Origin of the sequence: Streptomyces sp. NPDC029216, assembly GCF_040648015.1 — a bacterium.
Classification (GTDB): domain Bacteria; phylum Actinomycetota; class Actinomycetes; order Streptomycetales; family Streptomycetaceae; genus Streptomyces.
Map to the genome: position 1 here is coordinate 1 of NZ_JBEZWL010000113.1, position 23,730 is coordinate 23,730.

Annotated in this window: 22 protein-coding genes and 3 pseudogenes; 12 read left to right on the plus strand and 13 right to left on the minus strand. The window is 68.8% G+C overall.

Annotation, left to right across the window (positions count from 1 at the left end; all coding sequences use genetic code 11):
- Together AB0F18_RS29595 and AB0F18_RS29600 are read left to right on the plus strand one after the other, a co-directional pair.
- The coding region (locus tag AB0F18_RS29595; RefSeq protein WP_362066146.1) for a transposase family protein at nt 1-201 on the plus strand (201 nt) is incomplete at its 5' end.
- A 323-nt stretch (nt 202-524) separates the two neighbouring features.
- Complete coding sequence (locus tag AB0F18_RS29600) at nt 525-1,064, plus strand: SMI1/KNR4 family protein (protein ID WP_362066148.1); 540 nt, start codon at nt 525-527, stop codon at nt 1,062-1,064.
- Between the two features lie 66 nt (nt 1,065-1,130).
- On the opposite strand, the gene AB0F18_RS29605 is transcribed toward AB0F18_RS29600, so the two are convergent.
- The 3 genes and pseudogenes from AB0F18_RS29605 to AB0F18_RS29615 form a co-directional block, all read right to left on the minus strand.
- Nucleotides 1,131-1,880, minus strand: coding sequence for a transposase family protein (locus AB0F18_RS29605; RefSeq protein ID WP_362066150.1), 750 nt, complete (start codon nt 1,878-1,880; stop codon nt 1,131-1,133).
- Between the two features lie 1,078 nt (nt 1,881-2,958).
- Complete coding sequence (locus AB0F18_RS29610) at nt 2,959-4,032, minus strand: hypothetical protein (protein ID WP_362066152.1); 1,074 nt, start codon at nt 4,030-4,032, stop codon at nt 2,959-2,961.
- Nucleotides 4,033-4,290: 258 nt separating this feature from the next.
- Nucleotides 4,291-4,568, minus strand: a pseudogene (locus AB0F18_RS29615) (IS701 family transposase); the annotation flags it as partial.
- Between AB0F18_RS29615 and AB0F18_RS29620 the strand changes: the two are divergent.
- The 3 genes and pseudogenes from AB0F18_RS29620 to AB0F18_RS29630 all read left to right on the plus strand — a co-directional run.
- Nucleotides 4,545-5,303, plus strand: a pseudogene (locus AB0F18_RS29620) (prenyltransferase/squalene oxidase repeat-containing protein); the annotation flags it as partial. The pseudogenes AB0F18_RS29615 and AB0F18_RS29620 sit on opposite strands and share 24 nt — an antisense overlap.
- Before the next feature lie 183 nt (nt 5,304-5,486).
- The gene (locus AB0F18_RS29625) at nt 5,487-6,863 is read left to right on the plus strand and encodes a cytochrome P450 (RefSeq protein ID WP_362066154.1); all 1,377 of its coding nucleotides are present in this window, start codon (nt 5,487-5,489) and stop codon (nt 6,861-6,863) included.
- Nucleotides 6,864-6,997: 134 nt separating this feature from the next.
- The gene (locus AB0F18_RS29630; protein WP_362066156.1) at nt 6,998-7,540 is read left to right on the plus strand and encodes a hypothetical protein; all 543 of its coding nucleotides are present in this window, start codon (nt 6,998-7,000) and stop codon (nt 7,538-7,540) included.
- Here the strand turns inward: AB0F18_RS29630 and AB0F18_RS29635 are convergent.
- From AB0F18_RS29635 to AB0F18_RS29645, 3 genes are all read right to left on the minus strand, one after another.
- Complete coding sequence (locus tag AB0F18_RS29635) at nt 7,497-8,414, minus strand: IS5 family transposase (RefSeq protein ID WP_362066158.1); 918 nt, start codon at nt 8,412-8,414, stop codon at nt 7,497-7,499. The genes AB0F18_RS29630 and AB0F18_RS29635 overlap by 44 nt on opposite strands.
- A 241-nt stretch (nt 8,415-8,655) precedes the next feature.
- A complete protein-coding gene (gene nudC / locus AB0F18_RS29640) occupies nt 8,656-9,555 on the minus strand; it encodes an NAD(+) diphosphatase (RefSeq protein ID WP_266301112.1) in 900 nt (299 codons plus the stop codon).
- A complete protein-coding gene (locus AB0F18_RS29645; protein WP_362066183.1) occupies nt 9,480-10,217 on the minus strand; it encodes a transposase in 738 nt (245 codons plus the stop codon). The genes nudC and AB0F18_RS29645 overlap by 76 nt, the downstream gene beginning before the upstream one ends.
- Before the next feature lie 182 nt (nt 10,218-10,399).
- Between AB0F18_RS29645 and AB0F18_RS29650 the strand changes: the two genes are divergently transcribed.
- Complete coding sequence (locus AB0F18_RS29650; protein WP_362066160.1) at nt 10,400-11,935, plus strand: LuxR C-terminal-related transcriptional regulator; 1,536 nt, start codon at nt 10,400-10,402, stop codon at nt 11,933-11,935.
- Here AB0F18_RS29650 and AB0F18_RS29655 read toward each other — a convergent pair.
- A complete protein-coding gene (locus tag AB0F18_RS29655; protein ID WP_362066162.1) occupies nt 11,853-13,058 on the minus strand; it encodes an alpha/beta hydrolase in 1,206 nt (401 codons plus the stop codon). The two genes, AB0F18_RS29650 and AB0F18_RS29655, sit on opposite strands and share 83 nt — an antisense overlap.
- A 56-nt stretch (nt 13,059-13,114) precedes the next feature.
- Between AB0F18_RS29655 and AB0F18_RS29660 the strand changes: the two genes are divergently transcribed.
- The 3 genes from AB0F18_RS29660 (at nt 13,115) to AB0F18_RS29670 (ending at nt 15,418) form a co-directional block, all read left to right on the plus strand.
- On the plus strand, nt 13,115-13,690 hold the full coding sequence (locus AB0F18_RS29660; RefSeq protein WP_362066164.1) for a TetR/AcrR family transcriptional regulator: 576 nt from the start codon (nt 13,115-13,117) through the stop codon (nt 13,688-13,690).
- A 396-nt stretch (nt 13,691-14,086) separates the two neighbouring features.
- Entirely contained in the window at nt 14,087-14,392 is a 306-nt protein-coding gene (locus AB0F18_RS29665) for a hypothetical protein (protein ID WP_362066185.1), read from the plus strand.
- A 489-nt stretch (nt 14,393-14,881) separates the two neighbouring features.
- A complete protein-coding gene (locus tag AB0F18_RS29670; RefSeq protein WP_362066166.1) occupies nt 14,882-15,418 on the plus strand; it encodes a hypothetical protein in 537 nt (178 codons plus the stop codon).
- A 40-nt stretch (nt 15,419-15,458) separates the two neighbouring features.
- On the opposite strand, the pseudogene AB0F18_RS29675 reads toward AB0F18_RS29670, so the two are convergent.
- Nucleotides 15,459-16,600 (minus strand): annotated as a pseudogene (locus AB0F18_RS29675) (IS256 family transposase).
- A 160-nt stretch (nt 16,601-16,760) separates the two neighbouring features.
- On the opposite strand from AB0F18_RS29675, the gene AB0F18_RS29680 reads away from it, so the two are divergent.
- Complete coding sequence (locus AB0F18_RS29680) at nt 16,761-17,042, plus strand: hypothetical protein (protein ID WP_362066168.1); 282 nt, start codon at nt 16,761-16,763, stop codon at nt 17,040-17,042.
- Between the two features lie 182 nt (nt 17,043-17,224).
- Here AB0F18_RS29680 and AB0F18_RS29685 read toward each other — a convergent pair whose 3' ends face one another.
- Complete coding sequence (locus AB0F18_RS29685; protein ID WP_362066170.1) at nt 17,225-17,629, minus strand: hypothetical protein; 405 nt, start codon at nt 17,627-17,629, stop codon at nt 17,225-17,227.
- 231 nt (nt 17,630-17,860) lie between these two features.
- Here AB0F18_RS29685 and AB0F18_RS29690 point away from each other — a divergent pair, with 231 nt between their 5' ends.
- Complete coding sequence (locus AB0F18_RS29690; RefSeq protein ID WP_362066172.1) at nt 17,861-18,319, plus strand: hypothetical protein; 459 nt, start codon at nt 17,861-17,863, stop codon at nt 18,317-18,319.
- 597 nt (nt 18,320-18,916) lie between these two features.
- Here the strand turns inward: AB0F18_RS29690 and AB0F18_RS29695 are convergent.
- Both AB0F18_RS29695 and AB0F18_RS29700 read right to left on the minus strand, forming a co-directional pair.
- Entirely contained in the window at nt 18,917-20,389 is a 1,473-nt protein-coding gene (locus AB0F18_RS29695) for a hypothetical protein (RefSeq protein WP_362066174.1), read from the minus strand.
- 216 nt (nt 20,390-20,605) lie between these two features.
- The gene (locus AB0F18_RS29700; protein WP_362066176.1) at nt 20,606-20,734 is read right to left on the minus strand and encodes a hypothetical protein; all 129 of its coding nucleotides are present in this window, start codon (nt 20,732-20,734) and stop codon (nt 20,606-20,608) included.
- 862 nt (nt 20,735-21,596) lie between these two features.
- On the opposite strand from AB0F18_RS29700, the gene AB0F18_RS29705 reads away from it, so the two are divergent.
- Nucleotides 21,597-22,352, plus strand: a complete 756-nt coding sequence (locus AB0F18_RS29705) for a 2-phosphosulfolactate phosphatase (RefSeq protein WP_362066178.1) — start codon at nt 21,597-21,599, stop codon at nt 22,350-22,352.
- A 240-nt stretch (nt 22,353-22,592) separates the two neighbouring features.
- Here the strand turns inward: AB0F18_RS29705 and AB0F18_RS29710 are convergent, their stop codons facing one another.
- Both AB0F18_RS29710 and AB0F18_RS29715 read right to left on the minus strand, forming a co-directional pair.
- Nucleotides 22,593-22,784 (minus strand): hypothetical protein, encoded by a 192-nt coding sequence (locus tag AB0F18_RS29710; protein ID WP_362066179.1) that lies wholly within the window; start codon nt 22,782-22,784, stop codon nt 22,593-22,595.
- A gap of 253 nt (nt 22,785-23,037) precedes the next feature.
- Nucleotides 23,038-23,589: an IclR family transcriptional regulator C-terminal domain-containing protein gene (locus AB0F18_RS29715; RefSeq protein WP_362066181.1), complete on the minus strand. Its 552-nt coding sequence runs from the start codon at nt 23,587-23,589 to the stop codon at nt 23,038-23,040.
- Nucleotides 23,590-23,730: the final 141 nt, after the last annotated feature.

The following is a 23,730-nucleotide window of genomic DNA, read 5'->3' on the forward strand; positions in this document are numbered from 1 at the left end:
CACCGCCATCGCCGCCCGCCCAACGGCGAACTGTCACCGACCGAACGGACGCTGAACCGGGCACTCGCCCAGGCCCGCGCTCCCGTCGAACGAGGCGTCGCCCGCCTGAAGTCCTGGCGGATCTTCCGCCGGAGCCGCTGCAGCCCGAACCGCATGACGGACATCGCCGCCGCGGTCCTCACCCTGGAGAGGCAACACTGAAAAGGCTCAATGAGCGTTTTCAGCTTCGCCACTCCAGGGTGACACCGTGGCCCTCGTTTGAGCCCTGGAAGCTCCGAGGCTGGGCCCGCCGGGCACGGTCGATTGTCTGTGAAAAGTTGAGGGCGGTCACTTCGCTGAGGGGACGGCCCTGCGCTTCGGGGCGGAAGATGATCACGGGGAGGGCTAGAACGCATGCTCGAAGTACCATCCCTGCAAGGTTCTCCGGCCGGTCTTCCCAACCTCCGCAGTGGCGTGGTCGGACGGAGACATCCCTGCAGAGAGGGCAGAGGGCGATGAGTGTGGCTGAGAGTTGGTCGCGTGTGATGAGTCTTCTTCAGGAGCACGCGCCGGCCGATCACGCGGATCTGCCGGGGCCCGCTACGGAGCAGATGCTCGCGGCAGCCGAGGAACGGATGGGGATCTCCCTTTATGGGGACCTGCGGACGTGGCTGTTGCAGAACAGTCTGGATCTGCCGGAGGAAGACGTCGACGACGACGTGATGTGCTGCGGCTTCGACGGGTTCCCCGACGAGGGAAGCTTCTTTCTGGGCATCCGGGCGATTGAGAGGCTCTACGCGAACCGCTCCGTGTCCGGTGGATTCGACCCTCCTGACCAGCCGGACTACCCGTTCTGGCGTAACGAGTGGATCCCGTTCCTGTCGGACGAGGACGGCTGGATGGGAAAGTTCGTCGATGTGCGGGACGGGCGCGTCGGTAGATGGTTCGTGGGGGAGCCCACGGTCACGGGCGAGTACGAATCGATGGCCCAGTATTTCGACTCCGTAGCGGAGAGGCTGACGAGGATCGCCGAAGGAAGCTCCCCGGTCTGTCGGTTCACCGAAGGTCGACTTGCCTGGTCGTGAGACGGCTCCTAACTGGATGGCGGCCATTGCCGATCCGTCCTCGCCCTGGAACGGCGATGAGATTCATCAGCGCTGACGTTCCAGGGTGAGGATGGCAGCGGCGACGGCGGTCATGCGGTTGGGACTGCAGCGGGCTCTACGGAAGATTCGCCAGGACTTCAGTCGCGCGATGCTTTGTTCGACCAGTGCACGTGCTGCTGACAGGGCCCGGTTGATCGTCTGCTGGGTCGCTGTGAGGTCCTGATGAGGGAGCCGTCTGATCGGTGTGGTCACCCAGGGGCCGGCCCCGATGTAGGCGCGGTCGGCGAGGATCGGAACTCCCTGGCGTTCGCAAAGCCGGATGATGCGGTGGGTGCGGGCCGCGGTCAGGTCATGGGTGCGGCCGGGCAGCGCGGGTGAGGTCCACAGCAGCTTGCCGGTGGGATCGGCCACGACCTGCACGTTCACGCCGTGACGGCGGTGCTTCTGGGAGAAGTCGGCCCGGCTGTCGCCGACACGGTCGCACTCGGCGAGCGTCCCGTCGAGCAGGACGTAATCGAGATCGGTCTCCCGCAGGACACGCAGCAGTCCGGGCGCCCGGCGGGACAGGTGGCCGACGACGGCCGTGACGTAGGCGTGGGCGGTGCCGACGGATATCCCGAAGCCGACGGCGATCTGTGCGAGCCTGTCGTGCCGGCGTAGGTAGACCAGGCCGACGAGGCTGCGCTGGTGGGGCGGCAGCTTGCAGCGTCGGTCACCCTCACGGGTGACGATGAGCATGGATACCCACTCGACCAGGGCGTGAGGCAGGTCGAGTGCAGCGGGATGGGGAACCAACAGGGCTCCTGTGCCGATGGGTTGAGACGTCGAACACCTCCCTCAACGGCGCGGGAGCCCTGTGCGGTGCGGTCCTCATCCTGACTCGGCCAGGGTCACTCGATCAGTGGCCACTCTGAAAGAGCTCACTGACCGTCTGCCCAGCCTGGGCGGCCAGGGCGCGCGCCGTGCGCGCGAGGCGGCCGATGACCACATGCTGGTCGGGGGACAGCTTCCGCAGTGCTGTGGCGTCGAGCGTCCGGTGCGCGGCGCGCAGGGCCTCGCCGAGCCCGAGCAGGGCCTGCGCCTCTTTGGGCAGGTGATCGCGGCGGCGAGCTCACGGTCGCCGGCCTTGCGGGCGCGGGCCGCGTACTCGTCACGGGCCGCCGTGAACTCCGCCGGACGGAGCATCGCGATGATACGAAAGGCCGGGGCGCCGGAGAGCTGTGTCTCGCCGACGACGATGAACCCGAGCGGGTCAGACATCGCCCTGAGACCATTCAACACCCTCGTTGGGAGGCGCCCGGCCCGTAGTCACAGGCCGGGCTTTTCCGTCTGCGGCTGCGGCTGCGGCTGCGGCTGCGGCTGCGGCTGCGGCTGCGACGTACCGTGCCGCGGCTCGATCCTATCCCGTGCTCGATCAGCCAGTCCGGGGGCGGTGGCGCAGGCCCGGCGATGGCCCGTTCAGCGACCGAAGACCGAGGCTCAGCGACCGGAGCGCTTCGGTCGCTGAAGGGACCATCCGAAAAAGAGCAGGTCAAAGCCCTAGTAGACGACCAACAGCGACTGAAGCGACTGAAGTCCCCTATATATGACGCGCACGCGCACGCAGGAATGTCTTCATATACCTGGAGTTGAGTCGCTTCAGTCGCTGCTTTACGGTCCACACAGCCTCTGACCTGCCCATTCACCAGCGACTCAAGCAGAGCGACTCAGGCCCGGTTGAGTCGCTCTGCGCAAGGCCCCAGATGCGCACCCGATCGGCAGCCCTACTTCCTGGCCGGTTCATCGCCCCGCTGGCAACTGATTGCCTCCAGCGAAGCACCCAAATGCCATCGCTGTCTCGCCCGATCCGTGCGAATGCTGCGTGGTCACCTGGCTAGTACTCCAGCCGTAGATCGTGATCTCGCTGGCAGGGGCTGGCGGAGCTCGATTGCTGCGCGGACGGCGCCGGTACGCGGGTGGCGGTACTGGCGCAGATGGGGCGGGTCCGGGCGGTGTAGGAACGGGCGGCCGCGATGAGGCCGAAGCCCAGGCCAGCGAAGGCTAGACCGCCGAAGGCGACCATCCAGGTGATCCCGGAACTGGTGGTGAACGCTCCCCCCGACGGTTTCAGCTTCGGCAGTACTCCGGTGGCGCTGAGCGGGGCGTAGATCAGCAGGACGACTCCGTATACCGACAGGCCGACGGAGCTCAACCACGCTGGCAGCAAGGGCAGTAGGCGTGGGACTCGCCTCCCGGAGAGGATCAGGGTCCATCGGGGGAACACTTGCCCCCACGGGTACAGCAGTCCCAGCAACAGGAAAATCGCAGCCATGGCGGCCATCACGGTGACATCGATTCCCACCGATGCGAGGGCCTTTGCCAGCCCCGACTCTCCTGCGTTCGCCTCCCGCCACCCTTGCGCCGTGACGCCGATCGCATCGCCACCCAGCGTCCAGATGGTCTTGACCCCAGCCCACGGCAGAAGCCCGCACATGAGCAGGTAGACCGCGACTCGGGTTCGCTTCGACGCGACGGAGGGGCCAGGGTGGGCAAGCGGACCGTCAAAACCACCCGCGTGGTCCTGTCCGCACCGAGGGCACCTGCCTCGCAGCCGTCGGCGGTACGACATTCCGACGAGGATGAGAAGGGCGGCGCCCACCGCGCTCAACAGGTCATGCGCCAGGCTGGTGACGCTGTCCACCCCGGAGAACGACGCCAGCATCACGAAGTACGCCGGCAGACTGGCCATCCCCATCACAGAAGCCGGGACCGCCAGGATCAGGGCCGCTGCCACCATCACTCGGCCACGCCTGGCAAGCGTCCGGGTAGTGGCCAGGCAGGCCCCGGCAGCCAGGACGGCGATGGCCGCCAGCAGGAGCTGGACCGTCGGCGCATACGCGACATCCGGCGACCACGGCACGGTGGCGCCTGATGCGGCCCACGTGACCTGGACTGCGGCGAACAACACGCCCCACACCGCGGCGGCGTGCGGTGCCCACGTGGGCCAGCACCGCGACCACACCGCCCACCCCGCGTCCTGCAACGGCTGGCTGGAGCCGGCATGGGTCTGCAACTTCGTAGGAACAGCCACCGTGACCTCCGGTTCCGCATTATTGACACTCAAGATTCCCCCTGCCGCCGCACCGGTCGCATCCGCCGCGCAGACCATCCGCCTCCCTCGCGTGGGGGAGAAACGAACGGGCACTCCCGCCTGGGATCGTGATCTTCATAAGTGGAGGGCTGCCTGACGGAGGTAGTGACTGCGGCGGGCGCGGGCTTGGTGGCGTCGCCGCCAGGTGGACCAGCGCAGTCGGTGGCAGTGTCGCGGGCCGACCGGACGGTCAGCGCGGTGAACAGGCGCTGGATCTCATTGCAGGTGAGCGGGATCAGGCCGTCGGGGCTGGTCTCGTCGTCGGTCGGGGCCTGGTCGCGGCGTTCGCGGGCGGCGGTGATGGCGAGGAAGGCGTGGGCGAGCAGGGCCAGGGTGACCCAGCAGTGCCAGGAGTTGGCGTGCGCTGGAGTCTGGGCATGCAGTCCAAGACCGGTGGCTGGGCTGCCTTCGATGTCGACAACACCAGCTCGCTCGCCGGCCGGCTGCCGTTCTGCGACTTCGGCGAGGTCACCGACCCGCCGTCCGCCGACGTCACCGCGCATGTCGTGGAAATGCTCGCCTGCGAAGGCAAGCTGGATGACCCCCGCACCCGGCGTGGCATCGCCTGGCTCCTGGCCGAGCAGGAGGAGTCCGGGGCTTGGTTCGGCCGCTGGGGCGTCAACTACCTCTACGGAACCGGTGCGGTTGTCCCCGCACTCACGGCTGCCGGACTGCCTGCGGCGCACCCCGCGATCCGCCGTGCCGTCACCTGGCTGTGCTCCGTGCAGAACGACGATGGGGGCTGGGGCGAGGATGTGCGTTCCTACCGAGACGAACGGTGGGCTGGGCAAGGCACTTCCACTCCTTCCCAGAGCGCCTGGGCGCTGCTCGCCATCCTGGCGGCCGGTGAAGGAGACAGCGAGGCCGTCGAGCGGGGCGTCAGATGGCTCGTCCAAGCTCAGCACGAAGACGGAACGTGGGAGGAGCCGCACTTCACGGGCACCGGCTTCCCCGGCGACTACTCGATCAGATACCACCTCTACCGTCAGGTCTTTCCCCTGATGGCACTCGGCCGCTACCTGCACCAGGGGACGCCGGGAGAGCTCCCGTGCAAAGCGACGGACATGCCGCACTCGCCAGAGCTATAGCCAGTGCGTACGGAAACGTCCAGACGGCTTCGGCCCCGGACGGCACCAGGCCCTTGCGGGGGCACGCCTGGCCGGTCGGCGGACTGAGCGCGCCACTCCTGCCCAGCATTCACCCGGGTGAGAGCTACGGCACTGCTCCTCTATCCGCGCGCAACCGTTCACGACACTGCTCGTTGACGAGGAGTGCCCCCTGTCCCCTTCGTCCCCGTTGCCGGCCCACGCCGACTGCCGCTGCTCGGAAACCTCCCCGCGTTCGGCCGCGACCCGCTGGCGTTCCTAGAAAGTCTGCGCGACGAGTTCGGGGACGTCGTGACCTGGTCGCTCGGCCCGATGAAGATCATGTCCCTCACCCATCCCGAGCACATCGCCGAACTCCTGGGGAGCAACGAAGGACACTTCGAGAATCTCGATGCCGGCTGGGCGTTCAAACAACTGGTCGGCAAGAGCGTCATGCGCAGCCAGGGCGCTGCCTGGCGCCGCAAGCGATCCCTCGTCCAGCCCTCCGTCCGCCCCTCCCAGGTACGCCGCTACGCCACGACGATGGTCGACTGCGCCGTGGCGCTTGCCGACCGCTGGCAGGAAGGCACCCAGATCGATGTACTGCGGGAGATGGATCAGCTCTCCCAGCGGATCGTGGTCCGCAACCTCTTCGGCAACGACATCGGCGACCAGGCCCACGCACTACGAGACGCGATGTCCGTGGCCGGGCGAGAGATCGGCGCCGAGCTACGGGGCATCGGACTCTTCCTACCGCCCTGGGTGCGTACCCCCGCCCGCCGACGCCTGCTCAACGCCGTCGTGACCGTCGACGCTGAGATCGACCAACTCATCCACGCCCGACAGGCATCAGGAGAGGCAGGCGACAGCGGCGAGGACCTGCTGGACAGGCTGCTCGCAGCCCGGGACGAGGAAGGACGGCCGCTCACCGCCACTGAGGTGCGAGACGAAGCGGTGACGCTCTGGGCCGCTGGACACGAAACCACCGCAACCGCGCTGACGTGGACCTGGTACCTGCTTTCGGCATCGCCGTCCGCGCGAAGGAAGCTCGCCGCGGAACTCGACCGCGTACTCGCCGGGCGCCCTCCGACGTACGCCGACTACGAGCAGCTGACCTGGACGCAGCAGATCGTCAAGGAAGCCCTACGGCTCTACCCGCCCGCGTGGATCATTCCTCCCCGAGTGGCACGGGAAGGAGCCACCCTGGGAGCAACCCGGATCCCGGCCGGGACGACGCTCTGGTGCAGCCCGTGGGCGACACACAGAGACGCCCGCTGGTTTGCCAACCCCACAGCCTTCAGCCCCGAACGCTGGGACATACACGCCCAACGCAGTGCGCCCTCGCATGCCTGGTTCCCATTCGGAGGCGGCCACCGAGCCTGCCTCGGTGCCCGGTTCGCCCTGGTCCAGGTCACACTGGTGATCGCAACACTGGCCCAGCGCTTCCACGTAGACATCGCCCCGGGGAAAGCGGTCCCCACGGTCGGCCTACAGCTCCATCCCTCCACAACGCTGCGCGCCACACTACGAGCCCGGCCTCCTGCCCGCCTCGCTGAAGAGTGAGTGCCGTCAGGCGCGCCGCTGAGTGACTGTTGTCTTTCCGGCCTTGAGGGCGGCGTTTTCGCTGTTCAGGCATAGGGTCGGTGGTCTCGGGGAGTGGTGACATTGTTGAGTCGTCGCTCTGCTGGAGGTCGGGGATGCCGTCGGTCGTGGGGCTGCTGGAACAGCGTGAGCTGACCGCTCGCCGTCGCATGGACGAACTGCGGGAGGAGGCCGACCGAATCCAGGCCGAACTGGCCGTGGTCGAGTGGGAGTGGAACGAGTGGGTCATCGCCCGCTCGCGCGTCGGCGAGGTCCTGGCCCCGGGCGACGACGTTGCCGACCCCGATGCCCGCGAGGATCTGACGGATCGCAGTCTGCCGCCGACAACGCCCGGGTCTTCGGGGTCGGCGAAGCCGAAATCGATGGTTCCGATGTGGCGTGCGGGGCTGGCCTGGTCGGCACTGTCGGTGGACTACCAGCGGATCCTGCAGGCTCTCGCGGACCGGAACCGATTGGGTCAAGGGCCGCTGGCGTGCCAGGAGATGGCCGCCTGCTTCGGCCTGGACCCGGTGCCGGCGAAGATCGAGGCACTGCGCTCGAAGGCAAAGCGGCTGGTGGCGAGGGGTTGGCTGGTCGAGTCGTCGCCGGGCCGGTTCACGCTCGCGAAGGACGTGGCCGGGCAAACCGGCGGGTCATGAGCGTCGTCATCGACCAGTAGACCATCGCCTCCGCGCTGCTGGCGGACCGTTCGAAGTCGCGCACGAGGCGGCGGCTTCGCATCAGGCGGGCGAAAAACCGCTCCACAATCCAGCGCTTGGGCAGCACGACGAAGCCCCGCATGTCGTCACTGCGCTTGACGATGGCCAGGACCAGCGCGAGGGCGGCGAGGCAGTACTCGACAAGGCTGCCGGTGTAGCCGCCGTCGGCCCAGACCAGGGCCAGCCGGTGATGCGCGGCGGCGACTTGGGCGAGCAGGATCGGGGCTGCCGCACGGTCGCCGACATCGGCGGAGGTGACCATCACCGCGAGCAGCAGGCCGAGCGTGTCGACGACCGCGTGTCGTTTGCGGCCGTTGATCAGCTTGCCGCCGTCGAAACCGCGACTGTCGGAGCCGACGACGGCGTCCGCCTTGACCGACTGGGAGTCGATCACCCCGGCGCTCGGCTCCGGATCCCGGCCCGCCTGCTCGCGGACCCGACGGCGGAGCCGGTCGTGGAACTCCTTGACCAGGCCGTGGTCGCGCCAGCGTCGGAAAAACGCGTAGACCCGGTCCCACGGCGGGAAGTCGACCGGGATGGCCCGCCACTTCGTGCCGTTGTCGACGAGGTAGCGGATCGCGTCCAGTATCGCTCGGTGGCAGTACGCCTCCGGCTGCCCGCCCCGGCCCCGCAGCCAGCCCGGCACCGGCAGCAACGGCCGGACCACTGCCCACTCGGCGTTCGACATGTCCGTCGGATAGCGGCGCTCGCGCACGCCGTGGTCGCCGGCGTTCCCGAACCTGTGGGCCAGGCAGTCACACGCAAGGGTGGCCGAAGTGGACCCCGCCTCGGAGATGCCGTAGAAATGCGACAACAGGGTCTCCTGGGCAGCTCGTTGGCGTAGACACCCACTGAGCTACCAAGAGGCCCTGCTTCCATGCACGGCAGCCGCCACGGTCACCCAATCGAGTGAAGCAAGGAGCCGAAGCGACTGGTCCGACTGGGCTTGGTATGCGGCCGGGTGGCCGTCGGCCAGCCGACGGACGCAGGCGGTGGCCGAATTGAAGCAGAAGATGAGCGAAGCAGCGTAAAATCTGTCTTCGCACCGCATCGGTTCAGTCTGTGTCGGCCAGCCACTGGTCGATGAGCGCCTTGCCAATCGAATCGACCCGGTACGGGCCGCCGAGAGCAGCGTCCGCCAGCCGCGCGCGCAGTTCCGCGGCCGTGAACCAGCGTGCCTCCACCACTTCCACGTTGTCCACATCGATCGCATCGGAAACGGCCTCGGCGCGAAACCCGATCATCACCCCGGCCGGGAACGGCCACCCCTGGGAACCCTGGTAGGTCACCGCACCCACGGTGACGCCGGCTTCCTCCCGCACCTCGCGGCGCACCGTGTCCTCGAAGCTCTCGCCAATCTCGACGAACCCGGCCAGGGTGCTGAAGCGGTTCGGGCCGGATGCCGCATGGCGGCCGAGCAGGCAGCGCCGGGGCGTGCCCGGAAGCTCGACTAGCACGATCACGGCCGGTTCGATCCGCGGGAACAGCAGCTTCCCACAGTTCTGGCAGGTCCGCAGGTGGCCACCATTGCAGGACCGGGCCGGGCCCCCGCAGGCGCCACAAAACCGCTGATTGCGGTTCCAGTGCAGAATTCCCCGCGCGTACGCCAGCAGACCCGCTTCGTCCGGCGTGATGGTGGGAACCATCGCCCGCACGTCCAGCATCCTGTCCGCGCCGGCCAGCTCGACGGCGCTCTCCCGTTCGAGCCCGGACACATCAGCCGCGAACACCGCCCTCTCGCCTTCGAGGCCGAGCAGCACCCGGTCGCCGGCCGCGACGAGGATGTCCCTCGCCTGGGCCAAGGGCAGCCGCAACGGCGTTTCGTTTCGCACCAGGCACTGGTCCTGCCACAGGGGAATGACCTGGGTACTGGCCCTGGTCAGCAGTGCCTCGATCCAGTCCGAGTCTCCCCGCCGATCAACGACACGGTCGAGCCCCAACCCGCTGTAGTACACCGCTCCTCCTGGATCACAGTGTCCGCCTGTCCTCGACAGTAGCGGATACGTCCGCCGACACCCTCCGCAGCCAGAACTTGCCTAATTAGACAGCCCCTTGACCGCACACCCCCACAGCCCCTCTTATGGAAGGACGGCGGGGAGGTGGTCACGGTGGCCGACGGACCGAACGGCGGACGCGACGTACCGGGGACGGTGATGGCCGTGGTGCTGGCGGTGATCGTGCTCGCCCTGATGCTCTGGGGGGCGACCGCGAACGACGCCCAGCCCGGCCGGTCCGGCTGCATGGCCTCCTGCGACTTGCACTGAGCCTGCGCCTCTCGACCCTCGGCGATGGCCCTTTTGAGCGCCCCCTGGGGGACTGTCCCCGCATGGGCGAGCGCCAGGTAGACCTGAGGAGCGTGCTGCCGCACGGCTGGTCCTTGTGACCGGTCCTTCGGCAGCTGGCGCCAGGCACACCCGGTGCGGACCACGTAGAAGATCGCGTCCACGATCCGCCGACGGGGATGCTTCTCCCGCCGGCCGCCCTTCGGACCCACCCGCGCTGGCGGGAGCAACGGCTCCACCAGCGGCCACTGCTCGTCCGTCAGGTCCGACGGATACCCACCCCCAGAACGACTCACACAGGGCTCAACGACCCCGCCAGCCCCACGGCACGGCAGATCTCAAACGCGGTCTCAGGGCGACGGTCGACTGGAGCTACGATCTCTGCTCGGACGAGGAACGGCTCCTGTGGGCCCGGTCCTCGGTCTTCGCCAGCTGGTTCGGTCCCACCGCGGCCGAGGAAGTGTGCGGCGGAGACAGTCTGCCGGTCGAGAGGGTCGGCGAGGCACTCGCCGGCCTGGTGCGCAAGTCCATCCTGCTCCGCGAGGAGAAGTCGGGCGAAGCGCAGTATCGGCTGCTCGACACACTCGCCCAGTGGGGACGGGAGCGCTCGGCGAAGACCGGCCGCCAGTCCGAGTTCGCCCGGCGGCACCGCGACTGGTATCTGGCTCTGGCCGGGCGAATGGACAAGGAGTGGTTCGGCCCCGATCAGCTGCGTTGGTCACGAGGCATGCGCGTGGTCCGCGCCGATCTGCGTGCCGCCCTCGAGTACTCCCTGTCCACTCCCGGCGAGAGTCGGCCAGGCCTGCAGATCGTTGCCGCGATGGATCCGTGCTGGGTCGCGTCCGGTCCCGTGGGGGAGGGGCGCTACTGGCTGGAACGGGCCCTCGCAGTCGACACCGAACCGTCCATCCCACGGGCAGGTGCCCTGAGGGCTCTCGGACACCTGGCCTCCATCCAGGGGGATCAAGCGGCGTCGGCTTCTGCCCAGCAGGAGTGCAGAGTCCTCGCGGAGCGCTTTGCGGACCGGTCGCTGGAGGCGAGCTCGACGGCCAGTCAAGGACTGGTCGCGCTGAGTTCGGGCGACCTCGGTACGGCGGTCGCGCTGGGCGACGAGGCCCTGCGTTGCCTCGGTGACGTGGACGAGACGCACCTGGACGAGGTGATGGCCAGGGTGCAGGCGCTGCTCCTCCTGGCCCTCTCCAAGGACCAGCCCGGAGAGTTCGACCAGGCGGCAGCAGCCGCTGAGGAGGCACGGAGCCACTGCGTGAACCATGGCGAGCAGTGGTTCCTCTCCTGGGCGCTCATCGCACTCGGCTTCGCCGAGCTCGGTCGGGCCCGCCCGGCCGCGGCGGCCGACTGCGGGCTTGGAGTCCTCCGGATCGCACGGGGCTTCAGCGATGTCACTGGTACGGGCCTGGCCACCTTGATCCTCGCTGGGGCGAGCATCGTCCGGGGCGACAACGAGCGCGGTGCCGTTCTCCTCGGCATCACCGGTCGGCTGGGGGAGACCGCGGTGCTGCTCGGGGCCATCGCCTTCTATGACAATGCGACGAAGCCGCTCGGGAAGATGGCCCGCAAGGGCATGGGCGAGGATGCGTTCGAATCCGCCGTCTCCCGCGGGCGCCACCTCGGGATGGACCAAGCAGTCGACTATGCCCTCGGCGTGCCCACCGGAGACGAAGCATCCGCGCCGAGCGCGCCTGCTCCGCCGGGCAAGGACCTGGTGAGCAGCCGCGAGTGGGAGGTCGCCAGGCTGGTCGCGCAGGGTATGTCGAACAAGGAGATCGCTGACGCCTTGGTCATTTCACAGCGCACTGCCGAGGGACACGTCCAGAAGATCCTCGTCAAGCTCGGGTTCCGGTCCCGCACGCAGGTCGCTGCCTGGGTGGCCGGTCACTCGGATGCATGGGCGCCCTGCGTGGCGGCTCCGCGGCCGGGAGGCCGGTACGCGGAACACTCGCCGGGCCGCGTCAGCCGGCATCCCCGCGTCGACCGAGGTGGAGGTCCTCGCCCCGCGGCAGGCCGGAGCGGCTGGTGCGGACCCAGGCGGTGAAGGCTTCGATGCCGTTGATGAGGGTCTCGAAGCGCACGGAGTGGTAGAGGTCGAAGCCGTGCTGGGCGCCCGGGAGTTCGGCGTAGACGACGGGGCTCCGCGAGGTGCGGCGGATTCCCTCGACGAAGGGAAGGATCACGTCCAGGGGGGCGACGGTGTCGTGGTCGCCGTGCGCGACGAAGTAGGGCGGGGCGTCGGGCCTGAGGTGTCCCAGAGGGGATGACTCGGGGCCCTGGCCGAAGTACTGGCCCAGGTAGCCGTTCAGGACGATGACGGCGGTGACCGAGGTGTCGGCGTCCTCGAAGCCAGGCTGGAAGGCCGGGTCGTTGGGGGTCAGGCCGGCGATGGCCGCCATGTGGCCGCCGGCCGAGGATCCTGCGGCGAAGATCATCGTGGGGTCGGCGCCGTACTCGGGGGCGTGTTCGCGGGCCCAGGCGATCACCCTCTTGTAGTCGATGAGGTGCTCGGGGTGCCGGACGGCCGGCCTGAGCCGGTAGTTCGCGCTGATGCAGACCCAGCCCTGGCTTGCCAGCCGGTAGATCAGGGGGAGTGCCTGGCTGTCCTTGTGGCCCATGGAGTAGAAGCCGCCGTGCAGGTGGATCAGGATCGGGGCGCCGGCGGGGCGCGAGCGGTGGCAGTACACGTCGAGCAGGTTCCGCTTGCCGGCGTCGCCGTAGGCGAGGTTCTTCATGTGCTCGACGTCCCGGCGGCGGGTGAAGAACGGCCGGAACAGGATGCGGCCGAGCGGCAGGCCCCGGCGCAGCCCGGCTTCCAATGCAGGGTCGATGTCGCTGCGCCAGCCGGCGCCCAGGCCCTCGTCCAGGGCCCGTTCGACCGCCGGTCCGGCCCGCAGCGCCCGCCGGGCGATGATCCCGAGCCCGGGCAGCATCAGCAGGGCCAGCGCGAACACCGCCCAGCCGCCCGGCGAGTCGACGTCGCCCTGGGCGAAGGCCAGCACCGTCGCCGGGAGCAGGAAGCAGACCCCCGCGAGCGGCACCTCGTTGAGGAGCACGGTCAGCAGGAAGCTGACCAGGCCCAGCGGATGGGGCCGGGTCACCGGCCGGATCGCCAGCAGCGTCGCCACGGCGGCGATCATCACGGCTGTCAGGTAACCGACCGGCATGTCGAGCCTCCTTGGTTACCACAACTGTGGTACCACGGATGGGGTAAAGTCAAGGAGTGAACCAGGAGAGACGAGAGCGCCTGCAGGACGCGGGCATCGAGGTGCTGGCCGAGGTCGGCAGCCGAGGGCTGACCCATCGCGCGGTGGACGCCGCCGCGGACGTCCCCGAGGGCACGGCCAAGAACTACTTCCCCACCCGGGACGCCCTGCTCCGAGCCATCGCCGAACGCTGCGTCGAGCTCTACCGCCGGATCCCCGTCCAGGCACCCACCGACCGGCAGGGCCTGAAGGTCATGATTCGCACGCTCCTGGAGAACGTCGCCGGGCCGGGCCGCTCCCGCATGCTCGCCATCCACGAACTCCAGTGCGAAGCCACCAGGAAACCGTGGCTGGCGGCCGTCCTCGACACCGTCACCGCTGCTGACTTCGCCGCCTTCGAGGCCGCGCACCGCGCCGCAGGCCTCCCGGCCACCCCGCAACGCGCCGCCGCGGCGACCCTCGCCCTGCACGCCGCGATCCCGTACCTGCTGGCCTCGGGCCCCGAAACCCTGGCCGCCATCGGCCTGCACGACCTCGACGCCTTCGTCACCGACCTCCTGGACAGCCTCTACGGACCGCCCCCGGCCACCTGACCTCCACGGGACCGGAAGTCGGATGCGGCACGGCCGCTCCGGGACTGGGGAGACGTTGGGGAAGACGCCGTCGGCTGCCGGGTCGTCGGGCGCCCGGCCGCGCGTTGACGACCGGCATGGGCAACTGCTCGGCGACCGCAACCCGCAACAGCTCCGCGCGGCCGTCCATCCCCTGGCCACCGCAGCCGGCGAGCGCGAGCCGCTGAGATTCGCCGGTGTGCTCCGCCGCCAGCCGATGTCCGAGTCCCTCACCCGAGCACTCTCCAGCCAGGACAGGGCCTTAAGTGACTGTTGTCTTTCCGGCCTTGAGGGCGGCGTTTTCGCTGTTCAGGCATAAGGTCGGTGGTCTCGGGGAGTGGTGACATTGTTGAGTCGTCGCTCTGCTGGAGGTCGGGGATGCCGTCGGTCGTGGGGCTGCTGGAACAGCGTGAGCTGACCGCTCGCCGTCGCATGGACGAACTGCGGAAGGAGGCCGACCGAATCCAGGCCGAACTGGCCGTGGTCGAGCGGGAGTGGAACGAGTGGGTCATCGCCCGCTCGCGCGTCGGCGAGGTCCTGGCCCCGGGCGACGACGTTGCCGACCCCGATGCCCGCGAGGATCTGACGGATCGCAGTCAGCCGCCGACAACGCCGCCACGGTCACCCGATCGAGACTCCGGTTCGACCGCCACGCCTCAAGATCGGAACGATAACAGCCACTGAGCCGTTTTACGGTAGTGCGGAAGTAGCCGCATCACCGCAGCCCCGCCACATCACCGACCCGGCTGCGCGAACTGTCGTGAAGGTCTCCCGAGGTGACCGGCTGTAGGAAGACGGGCTTCCAGGGAGATCGGAAGTCCAGCCCGTGGCTTTGTCAGCGAGTTGCGACAGCGCCTGTAGCTCAGCCTCGAGAAGCACCCTCTTCCAAGGGAGAGTGATGTCGCTGTCAGAGTCGCCGGCGCCTTGGTCCGTCTCTTCGGGCTGCCCGTCAGCCGCGTAGCCGACCTCACCGGCGAAGCGTTCACCAGGGACGAGACGGGCGCCTACCTCACCATCAGCACAGCCCGTCCTCTTGCCGCCCCGCCTGGCCGCCCTCGTCGAGGAACTCGTCCACATCCTGAGAAATTGTCAAGACTTGTGGATCAGTCTGAGTAGGGCTGCGCCTAGCTTGCTTCCTTGCGTGGGAGTTCACTGGCCGGTAGACAGACCGGCATGTTCGAGACGCTGATAAATCGTATGAGCCTGTCGCGGAGCGCGTCCATTACCGACGTCGTCGCCGCAGTGCACCTGATGCCGTACGGGCGGCCAAAGGTCCGGAGTGCCGAGGGGGCACTTGCCGAGTGGCGGGGGACCTGTTCCACGAAGCACGCCTTGCTGGCCGCGTTGATGGCTGAGCGGTGGCCCGAGACAGAGCCGCGATTGGTCCATCGCGTCTACCGGTGCACGCCCGGGCAGGCCACGCGAAGCTATGGTCCGCAGGTCGCCGGTGCAGTTCCTCTGGAGGGCTTGTGGGACGTTCACCGTTACCTGACGGTTGGCATCGGCTCGCGTCGGATCACGATTGACATCACATTTCCCACAGGTCCGAGTTGGGACGGGGCCAACTCCATGCGACTGGCTTGCGGGCCTGGAACCGACCATGTCGTTGCCGTCAACGCGGACGCGGACGCGGAGAAACGGGCACTGGAGGAGGCCTGGTGTGACCCTGCCGTCCGGGAGCCGTTCATCGCGGCTCTCGCCAGCAAGTGACCGACTGTGAAGCGCCTTCCCGTGGACGGCACACGTCAGATCATGCCGCGACCTCGCCGCCTTCAATGAGGACACCGTTCTCGAAGCGGGCGCCGGATCGGACGAGGGCGACGAGGTGGGGTGCGGTGACCGCGCGCCAGCGGGCCTGGGCGGACTCGACGAGCTGAAGACCATCGCGAGGGCGGCGGCGGGGCTGCCGGCCCCGCGGGTGACCTTGGTCCGCAGCTTGACCGTGCTGAAGGTCGACTCGATGGGGTTCGTGGTCCGTAGGTGGATCCAGTGTTCGGCGGGGAAGTCGTAGAACGCCAGCAGCTCGTCGGCCTCGCCGGTGATCTTCGCTGTGGCCTTGGGCCACTTCGCGCCGTACGTCGTCTCGAACGCGGTGACCGCCTTCTTCGCTCCGGGCTGCGCGGATTTCGGCAGTGCGTTCGTGACATTGCGGGTTTTGTGAACCCAGCACCGCTGGTGCCTGGCCTGCGGAAACACCTCCGCCAGCGCCTTCCACAGGCCCATCGCCGCCCAGGATTCGGTGGACTCCCGCAGGCCCTCGGCGATCGCGATGAGTTCCTTGGTGCCGTCCACGCGGACGCCCATCAAGACCAGCAGGCAGGAATGGGTCTGGGACAGGCGGATCTTGGGGTGGATGCCGTCGGCCCACACGTAGACGTAATCGGATCCGGCCAGGTCACGGCGCTGGAAGGCGGCATGGTCCTCGGTCCACTGCCTCGTCAGCCGGGTCACCGTCGCCGGTGACAGGCCGGCCGTGCTGCCCAGGAACTGCTCGAGTGCGGGCACGAAGTCGCCCGAGGACAGGCCGTGGAGATAGAGCAGGGGCAAGACCTCGCTCACCTTCGGGGACTTCCGGCACCACGGCGCCAGGATCTTCGAGGAGAACCGCTCACGCTCCCCGGTCCCGGCGTCGACGCGCTTGTCGTTCACGCGCGGCGCGGCCACCTCGACCGGTCCCGCGGCCGTGGCAACCGACCGGGGCAGGTGACGGCCGTTGCGGACCACTAGCCGACGCCCGGCCTCGTCCCGCTCGCTGGCGAGTTCGGCTATGTACTGCTCGACCTCGGCCTCAAGGGCGGCGGCCAGCATCCGCCTCGCGCCTTCCCGGACGATCTCGTCGATCAGAGAAGTACCGCTCTCGGTGGTGCCGTCTTCGTTGACTACGCTGAGCACGGGCGTGCCTTCCCAGCCCGCGCTACAACGCGGGCCTACTCGGTGACCTTGAGTCGATCACCCGGGAAGGTACGCCCCCCACATCCCACGAGGCACCCCACCCCGGGCCGATCCACAGGTTCCGAGCAGCTCCGTCATCCTCCGCCGCCACCCCACAGCCGTGGGGCCCGCACCGGACTCGGACCCCGGATACCTCTTCACCGGCAAGACGCCCGGCCGCCCCCGCAGCGCCAACGCGATCCGCGGCCGGCTCACCGAACACGGCCTTGGAACCCTCGCAGCCAGAAACTCCGCGATGGCCGCGCTGATGACAGACCTGCCACCCCAGATCGTCAGCGATCTCCTGGGCTTCTCACCCGACACCACCACCCAGTGGGCCGCCTACCTCCAAGACAGCTGGGCGCACTACCTCGCCGCACGGTCACACCCGGAGCCGCTGTGACCCCCAGCGCCCGGACGCAATCGCTCCAGGATTCGGGCAGCGATGCTGCTCCTGCGCCAGCCCGGGCACAAACGGCGAACACACAGCCGGCCGGTACCGAGCGCGGCCACCCGTCCGCGAACGCGGGCCGGCACGGAGCGGTCGCCCATGGCAGGGCAGAGCGGGCGGGCCGCCTGTTCTGGTCAGGCGCTGTGGCGGAGGATCGCCTGCCACTGCTCGCCACTGCAGGCATCCCCCGGACCGTCCGCGCTGCCGGCCGCTTCGACCGGCTGGACGACGGCCAGGCCCGTCACACCGGCCGGGCCGGACAGTTCGACCACGCGGTGGTCGAGACTGCCGGTGATCATCACCGCCAGCAGCCCGAGATACTCACGCTGCATCTGCGAGCTGAAACCTTCCTCCCCCGGCCCAGCCACCAACGCCTCATGCCCCTGGGCAAGGAGGCCGCAGGTGGCCTGCACCGCCCGGACAACGGCCTCGAACCGCGCCGCGGAAAGCCGGGCGCGCGCCATTTCCAAGTACAGGCCCAGGGCATCAGATCCGTCAGCGTCGTCCCGGCCGCCTAAATGACTTTCGATCACGAGCATCAGCCTTCCCGACCCGCGTGCGTCCACGCCAGCCTACGCAGCACCTCCCGGGCCCAAGAGGCAAACACCCCTGCCCACCCGGCGCGGTGGTGGAAGCCGGCCCCGCGCATGTGGCGGTTCGCCACGCCGAGCCGCGCGGTGGAGCCATCCGCGCGCCGTGTCCGGGCCGGGTCCTACAACACGGTTCGGAAAGCGGGTGACCTGGCACGCTGCCTTGTCGTTGGGCACTGCATGAAGCACAGCCTGTCCAACCGCCGCCCTGCCGCCGTGCTGACCGCTCTCGTCGCGCTGGCGCTGCCTGTCGTGGCCGCCGGCCCCGCCCAGGCCGTGACCCGCGACGTCCACGTCTCCTACATTTACGAAGACAGTCTGGGAGACGTCACGTACGACATCCGGTTCAACGGCACCGTGAAATCCAACGGCCCGACCGGCTACATCATCGACGGTGACTTCGACGGCTACTGCGCCCCCGGAGCCCTCACCACGCAGTACGCGACACTCGCCTACCACGGCGCCGGAGACGCCTGGGGATACAAAACCCGCAGCTGCGATGAGCTGCCCGAGCACTTCCACTTCACCGGAACCCGCAAGCGCGGCGCGAAAATCGAACTCCAGGTAGGCGCCACCAGCGGCATCGCGAATACATACCGATACGGCACCAAGATGAGCTACGACATCGACGCCAACTGAACCCACTGCCCGGGCCATTGAGGCGGAGCGGACCAGTCCGCGGCCGACGGCTCGCTCCCCACTCCGTTCAGACACGGATCAAGTGGGGCGACGAGTAGGGGTGGTCGTTTCCAAGAATCGCCATCAGCGGCTCCCCCACGCCGAGGTAAACCGCACTCCTTCGAAAGCGTGGCCGGGGCCGGCCGCGGCAAGGTGCTCGCCGACCTGCCGGGAGACGTCCGGGCGCAGGGGTACGGTCCGGCCGACGGCGCGCAGCCGGCCACCGGTGTCGTAGCGGCCGAGGACGAGGAGCTGCGGACGAGTCAGGGTGCCCGTGACAGCGCCGATGATCGCCTCGGTGCTGTCCCGCCGTCACTGGTGAAGTAGCGGTATTGCTTACCTGCGCAATTCTTCCTACCTGTGGTCAGACACAGCTTGCCCTGCCTGCAGCCGGAGCGTGTCCTTGGAGGGCTTCGGTGCTCGTCTCGTGGCTATGGCCCCGTCGATTCGCCGAGGCCAGGACCCAGGGTTGGGGCTGCTGGGCCCTGGAACGTTGACGCGCGGCCACGCGACGACCCTCAGCGTTCTGATCCGGTACCGGCGACGCGCAATCGAGCGTCACAAGCCTACGAGGGCGACCAGCTGGTACATCCCTGTGGTTGGCAGGTTGGGGTTTGCGGCTGCGGTGGCCGCGACAGATTCCGACGGATCAGCCAGCAGCCGCGTCAGGTCCTCGGCCGGAAGCCTGGGATGGGTCGCGATGGCGCGGCGCACCATGTGGTCGGGGTCAGCTGCTAGGCGGCGCGCGAGTTCCACGGGCAGGTCGGGGTCGCGCGGGGCCAACTGCCTCATTCTCGGGTCGCTGTCCTTGGCCAGACGTCGAAGTACGTCCGCCGGAAGAGGGAAGTCATCGGCCGGACGCCACCGGACCCTCTTGCCCGGACGATAGGTTCGGTCGATGCGCTCAGCGGTCTCGGGATCGATCGGGTCTCCGGAATGGAGAGCCATCGTGGTGCGGACGCTGCTCTCCTCGTCGTCGAGCAGTCGGGCAACGAGCGGCGGTGGGAGCTGGTCGGACATCGCTGCCGAGGCGCGGAAGCAGGCGTATGGCGAGTCCACGTACGGCAGGGGGTCGGTCGTCACCCATGACAGGCGCAGTGATCGGAGCTCCGCGCGGGCTATCTCGCCCATGAGTTCCCGTTCGAGAGTGTCGTCGTCCAGGGCCTCGTGGTTCGCGAGCCAGTCCAGTGGGGGGACGTCGGACAGGATCCGTGCATGGATCGCGGCTCGAGTCGGCTCCGGGGTGTCCTGACGGGCGAAGACACGGAGCGCGACGCGCAGGTTGGGATCCTGGGCGAGCTTGTCGCGCAGTGCCGCTGGGAGGTCGGGGTGTTCCGCGAGTTCCTCGCGGACCTCATCGTTCGGATCCTCGGCCAGCCGGCGGGCGGTGGCGGTGTCCAGCGTGCAGTGGCGTACCGCCCCGGCGCGCGTGACCGGGTCGGCCAGCAGCTGCGGAACCAGGTCTGCTGGCGGAACCGGATGGGGAATCCGGCGGAAGTAGGTCGCACAGGCCCCTGCTCGTACTGAGTCGTCGGGATCTGTCAGCAGCAGTCGGCGCACCGGTTCCGGGGCCGTCGTCCACCATTGGGCAAGCGTCGCCCGGACCTTCGGGTCCGCGTCCGCCGCCAGCCGGGCCCGCAGGTCTGCCGGCACGTGATCGCTCTCCGCCAAGTGTTCGCGAACCTGCGGGTCAGCGTCGCCGAGCAGCCGTTCGAACAGCCCTCGCGGTGCGCCGTCCGCAGCAACGGCTACAGCCCTGCGAATTGCGGGATCTGGGTGCTCGGCGAGCATCATCCGGAAGACTTGTGGGAGGCTGCGGTTAAGGGCGAGCGAGTGTGTGAGCCAGTGATCGTCTGTGGCCATGATCTCGGCGATCACGTCATCGCTCAGGTCAGGCCGCTCGGCCACCCTGCCAAAGCCCTTGCGATAGCCAAGGAGGCGGCGCACGAGCTCGGACGGCAGGGAAGGGTTTTCCGCCAGCCCGTCCACCACCTTGTCGAGATGCACCGGCGGCGGTATGGCGTCCGACATGGCAAGCGTCCCTTCTGCCTCGGTGATCCGACCACCGAGTTTCTCACGCGCGTTCGTTGGGGAATCGGGCGATCATCACAGGCACTTCCTTAGTTGCGCTGTCGCGGCGGCGCGTGACAAGCCCAGACCAGCTGCAGGAGCCTTCAACTTTCCGCCGTAACGAGCCGGAGCAGGGGTGCCACTCGAGCCGTGAATAGACCGCAGCCCAGCAGCGTTCTACGGGGCCGCCAGATAGTGGGACCAGCTTTCGCTGACGAGCTGTGCCCAGCGGTTGGCGGTGTGGGGCTGGATGCCGAACAGGTCTGCCATCACGATCGGGGGGATGTCGGCGATGGCTTCGATCATGGCGGTGTTGCGGGCTGCTCGGGCCGGTAGACCGTGGCGCCGGAGTGTGTCCGCAAGGCCCAGAGGGTTACGGGGACAGCCGGGGCTCTGTCCCGGAAGCAGATAGGAGAGTTCGTCTGCAAGTTGTCGTCGGTGTGCCGAGGTGCCGCTGAGGTGGTCGATCTGTTCCTCGATGAGGCGACTCAGGGTGGGCGGAAGGATCACCGGGCGGCGAGGCGGACGGCGCCGCGAGCGCGGGTGGCGGCCCGGCGCTGCAACGCTTCGAAGGACAACCGGCGGCCTGCCTCGGCGTCGCAGACGACAGTTCGACATCGAGGACCAGGCCGTGCGGCAACTGCGCCTCGGCGGCCGCCACCAGGTCCGGCCACCGGTCCTGGACCAGCGCCCCGCGGCACGTCTGCACCAGCACCGTGCCGCCCGGGCCAGCCCGCGGTGAACAGCAGCGCCCGGTGACCGTCCAGCTTCTGCTCGTACGCCACCCCCGCCCGCAGTGTCGCCGGGCATGGCCCCCCAGGTGCTGTGTCGAGCGCTCGTGGAGATCAGTCCCAAGTAGACCGGTCTGCCAAAGCGGAGTTCGGCGCCGCAGGTTGCGTCAGAAGTGGCAGACGCCGAAATCTCGCACCGTGTCGGGCAGAGCAGGGCCGTGCTGCAGACCCATGCCGCCGCGGACCACGTGCAGCGACTCGATGAGATTTGATGTCACCTGCGTGTGCGATTGCTGTTGGGTGTGGCTCTTCTGCAGGGACGTCTTGATCAGGTGGGTTCGCTGAAGGGTGTGCGTGGGCCGGTGGATCGAGGCTCCGGGTGACGGGCGGCGCCCCGATGGTGTCGGTGTCCGGGCCTAATGGCATGGTCGTCGACTATGGACGAGTGGTTTTTGCAGGCAGGTAGCGGGGCGCGATTCGATTGGGGACCCGTCGGCGCGCAACGGCTCGCGGCGGGTGTCGCGTGTGTGGTGGTCGTCGACGTACTGTCGTTCACGACCTCGGTGTCGGTGGCGGCGGAGTCCGGGACGCGGGTCTTCCCCTATGCCTGGCGGGATGAGTCCGCGGCGAAGTTCGCTGATGAGATGGATGCACGGCTGGCCGTCGGGCGGCGGATGGCCACGCCGGACTCGCCATGGTCACTGTCGCCGGCGTCGCTGAGGAGTGCTCCGTTCGCCCCGCGCCTGGTCCTGCCTTCTCCCAACGGTTCCTCGATCGCCGCCGCGGCCGGCGACTCAGTGGTAGTTGCGGGTTGCCTGCGCAACGCAACGGCGGTGGGCAACTGGCTCGCGCGACAGGGTTATGGAGCTCTCGACCGTCCGGTTGCCGTAATCGCCTCGGGCGAGCGATGGCCCGACGGCAGTCTGCGTCCCGCGCTGGAGGACCTGCTCGGTGCCGGTGCGATCCTCGCTGCGCTGCGGAAGCAGGGCGTGGACTCCTTGTCGCCCGAGGCAGCCGCCGCGGCCGCCTGCTTCGAGGCAACGCCGGATGTCATGGCCGCGGTCACCGCCAGCGCATCCGGCCGGGAACTCTCCGATGGCGGCTTCGCCGGTGACGTGGACATCGCAGCCGAACTGGACGTTAGCGACGTCGTTCCGGTCCTCACCGACCGGGCGTTCACGGCAGCAGGATGATTGCTTCCTGACCAGCCCACTTGTCGGCGTACATCCGAGCGTGGCTCTGGCAAGATTTTTTTCGTAACCGGAGATCATCTCGGTGACACGGTCACAATGGACGCCCTGCCGCCTGAGAAGCACAGCCTGACCCTGCGCATGCCCGTCAACGGGTTCCGGGCCTGACCAGCCCCCGGCACAAACGGGGTTGCACCGGGGCACCCTGCCCTGACCGGAGGCGATGCGCGGCCGCAGCCAACCCTACGCCCTGGCCGCCCTGCCCCGCGCGAGCTGCGCGCAGCGCAGGCCGCCGCCCGCGTGCCGCTCCGGGACCGGGTTGAACGCGTCCCCGTGCTCGATGCACCAGGACACCGGGACCAGGCCGCCGCAGTCGTACCGGCGGCACGCGCACTCCTCGCCGGACCTCGCGTGCGGGACCCCGTGGCGGACCACCCCGCCCGCCGGCCGCTGCGAGGCGGTGCCCCGCAGGCAGGCCGGTCAGGTCAGCGTGAGCCGTAGGCCCGCGACCCGGAGCGGAACCGGTGGGTCACCCGGACCTCGCCGAGCACCGCGAGCGGGCCCGCGCCAGGCGCGGCGTCTGCTCCGTCCGGCCGCCGGTCCGGGTAAGTGACCCGGACCGTGCGGCAGGCCGCGCTCCTGTCCGGTGGTCGGCACGCCGATCCGGACTGAGCGCAGCCAGGTCGGGCTACCGGTGGATGACCACGCAGGGGACCGCGGCCTGGCTGGGTGGGGTCGGGTGGGTTCCTCCGACGAGGAGGGCCAGGAGGACGGCGATGGCTTCGTTGCGCAGGACGTGGGCGGCCTGCTGGAGCTTGTGGGGGTCGGGGGTGGGCGGGGAGAGGGCGACGTATTCGGGTTCCGGTCCGGTGCGGATGGGGACCGCGGCGCACACAGTGCCGAAGGCGTACTCCTGCAGGTCCAGGAGGGGTTCGCCGGGGTGTCGGGGGTCGACTTCTGTGAAGAGGATGTCGGGGCTGGTGATGGTGTGGGGGGTGAAGGCTTCCATACGGTGGCGGTGGAGGTGTTCGCGGCGTTCGTCGTCCTCGAGCTGGGCCAGGAGGGCTTTGCCGACGGCTGAGGCGTGGGCGGCTTCGCGGAAGTCGACCCATTCGTGGACGGCGGGGGCGGTGGGGCTGTCGGCGTACTGGGTGATGGAGACCTCGCCGTCGGTGTAGCTGGCGACGTAGACGGCAGCGCCGACCTCGTCCCGCAGAAACGCGAGGGTCTCGCGCAGCAACGCCCCGCCCCTGCGGCCGGTCTCGGCAAGTTCCCCAGGGTGCGCTCGGCGGCGGCCGTGACCGGGTCGCGGGCGTAGATGTCGGTCATGCCGGAGGCCACGGTGATGTGCCGGGTGGCCGCCAGGAGGATCGCGGCCTGC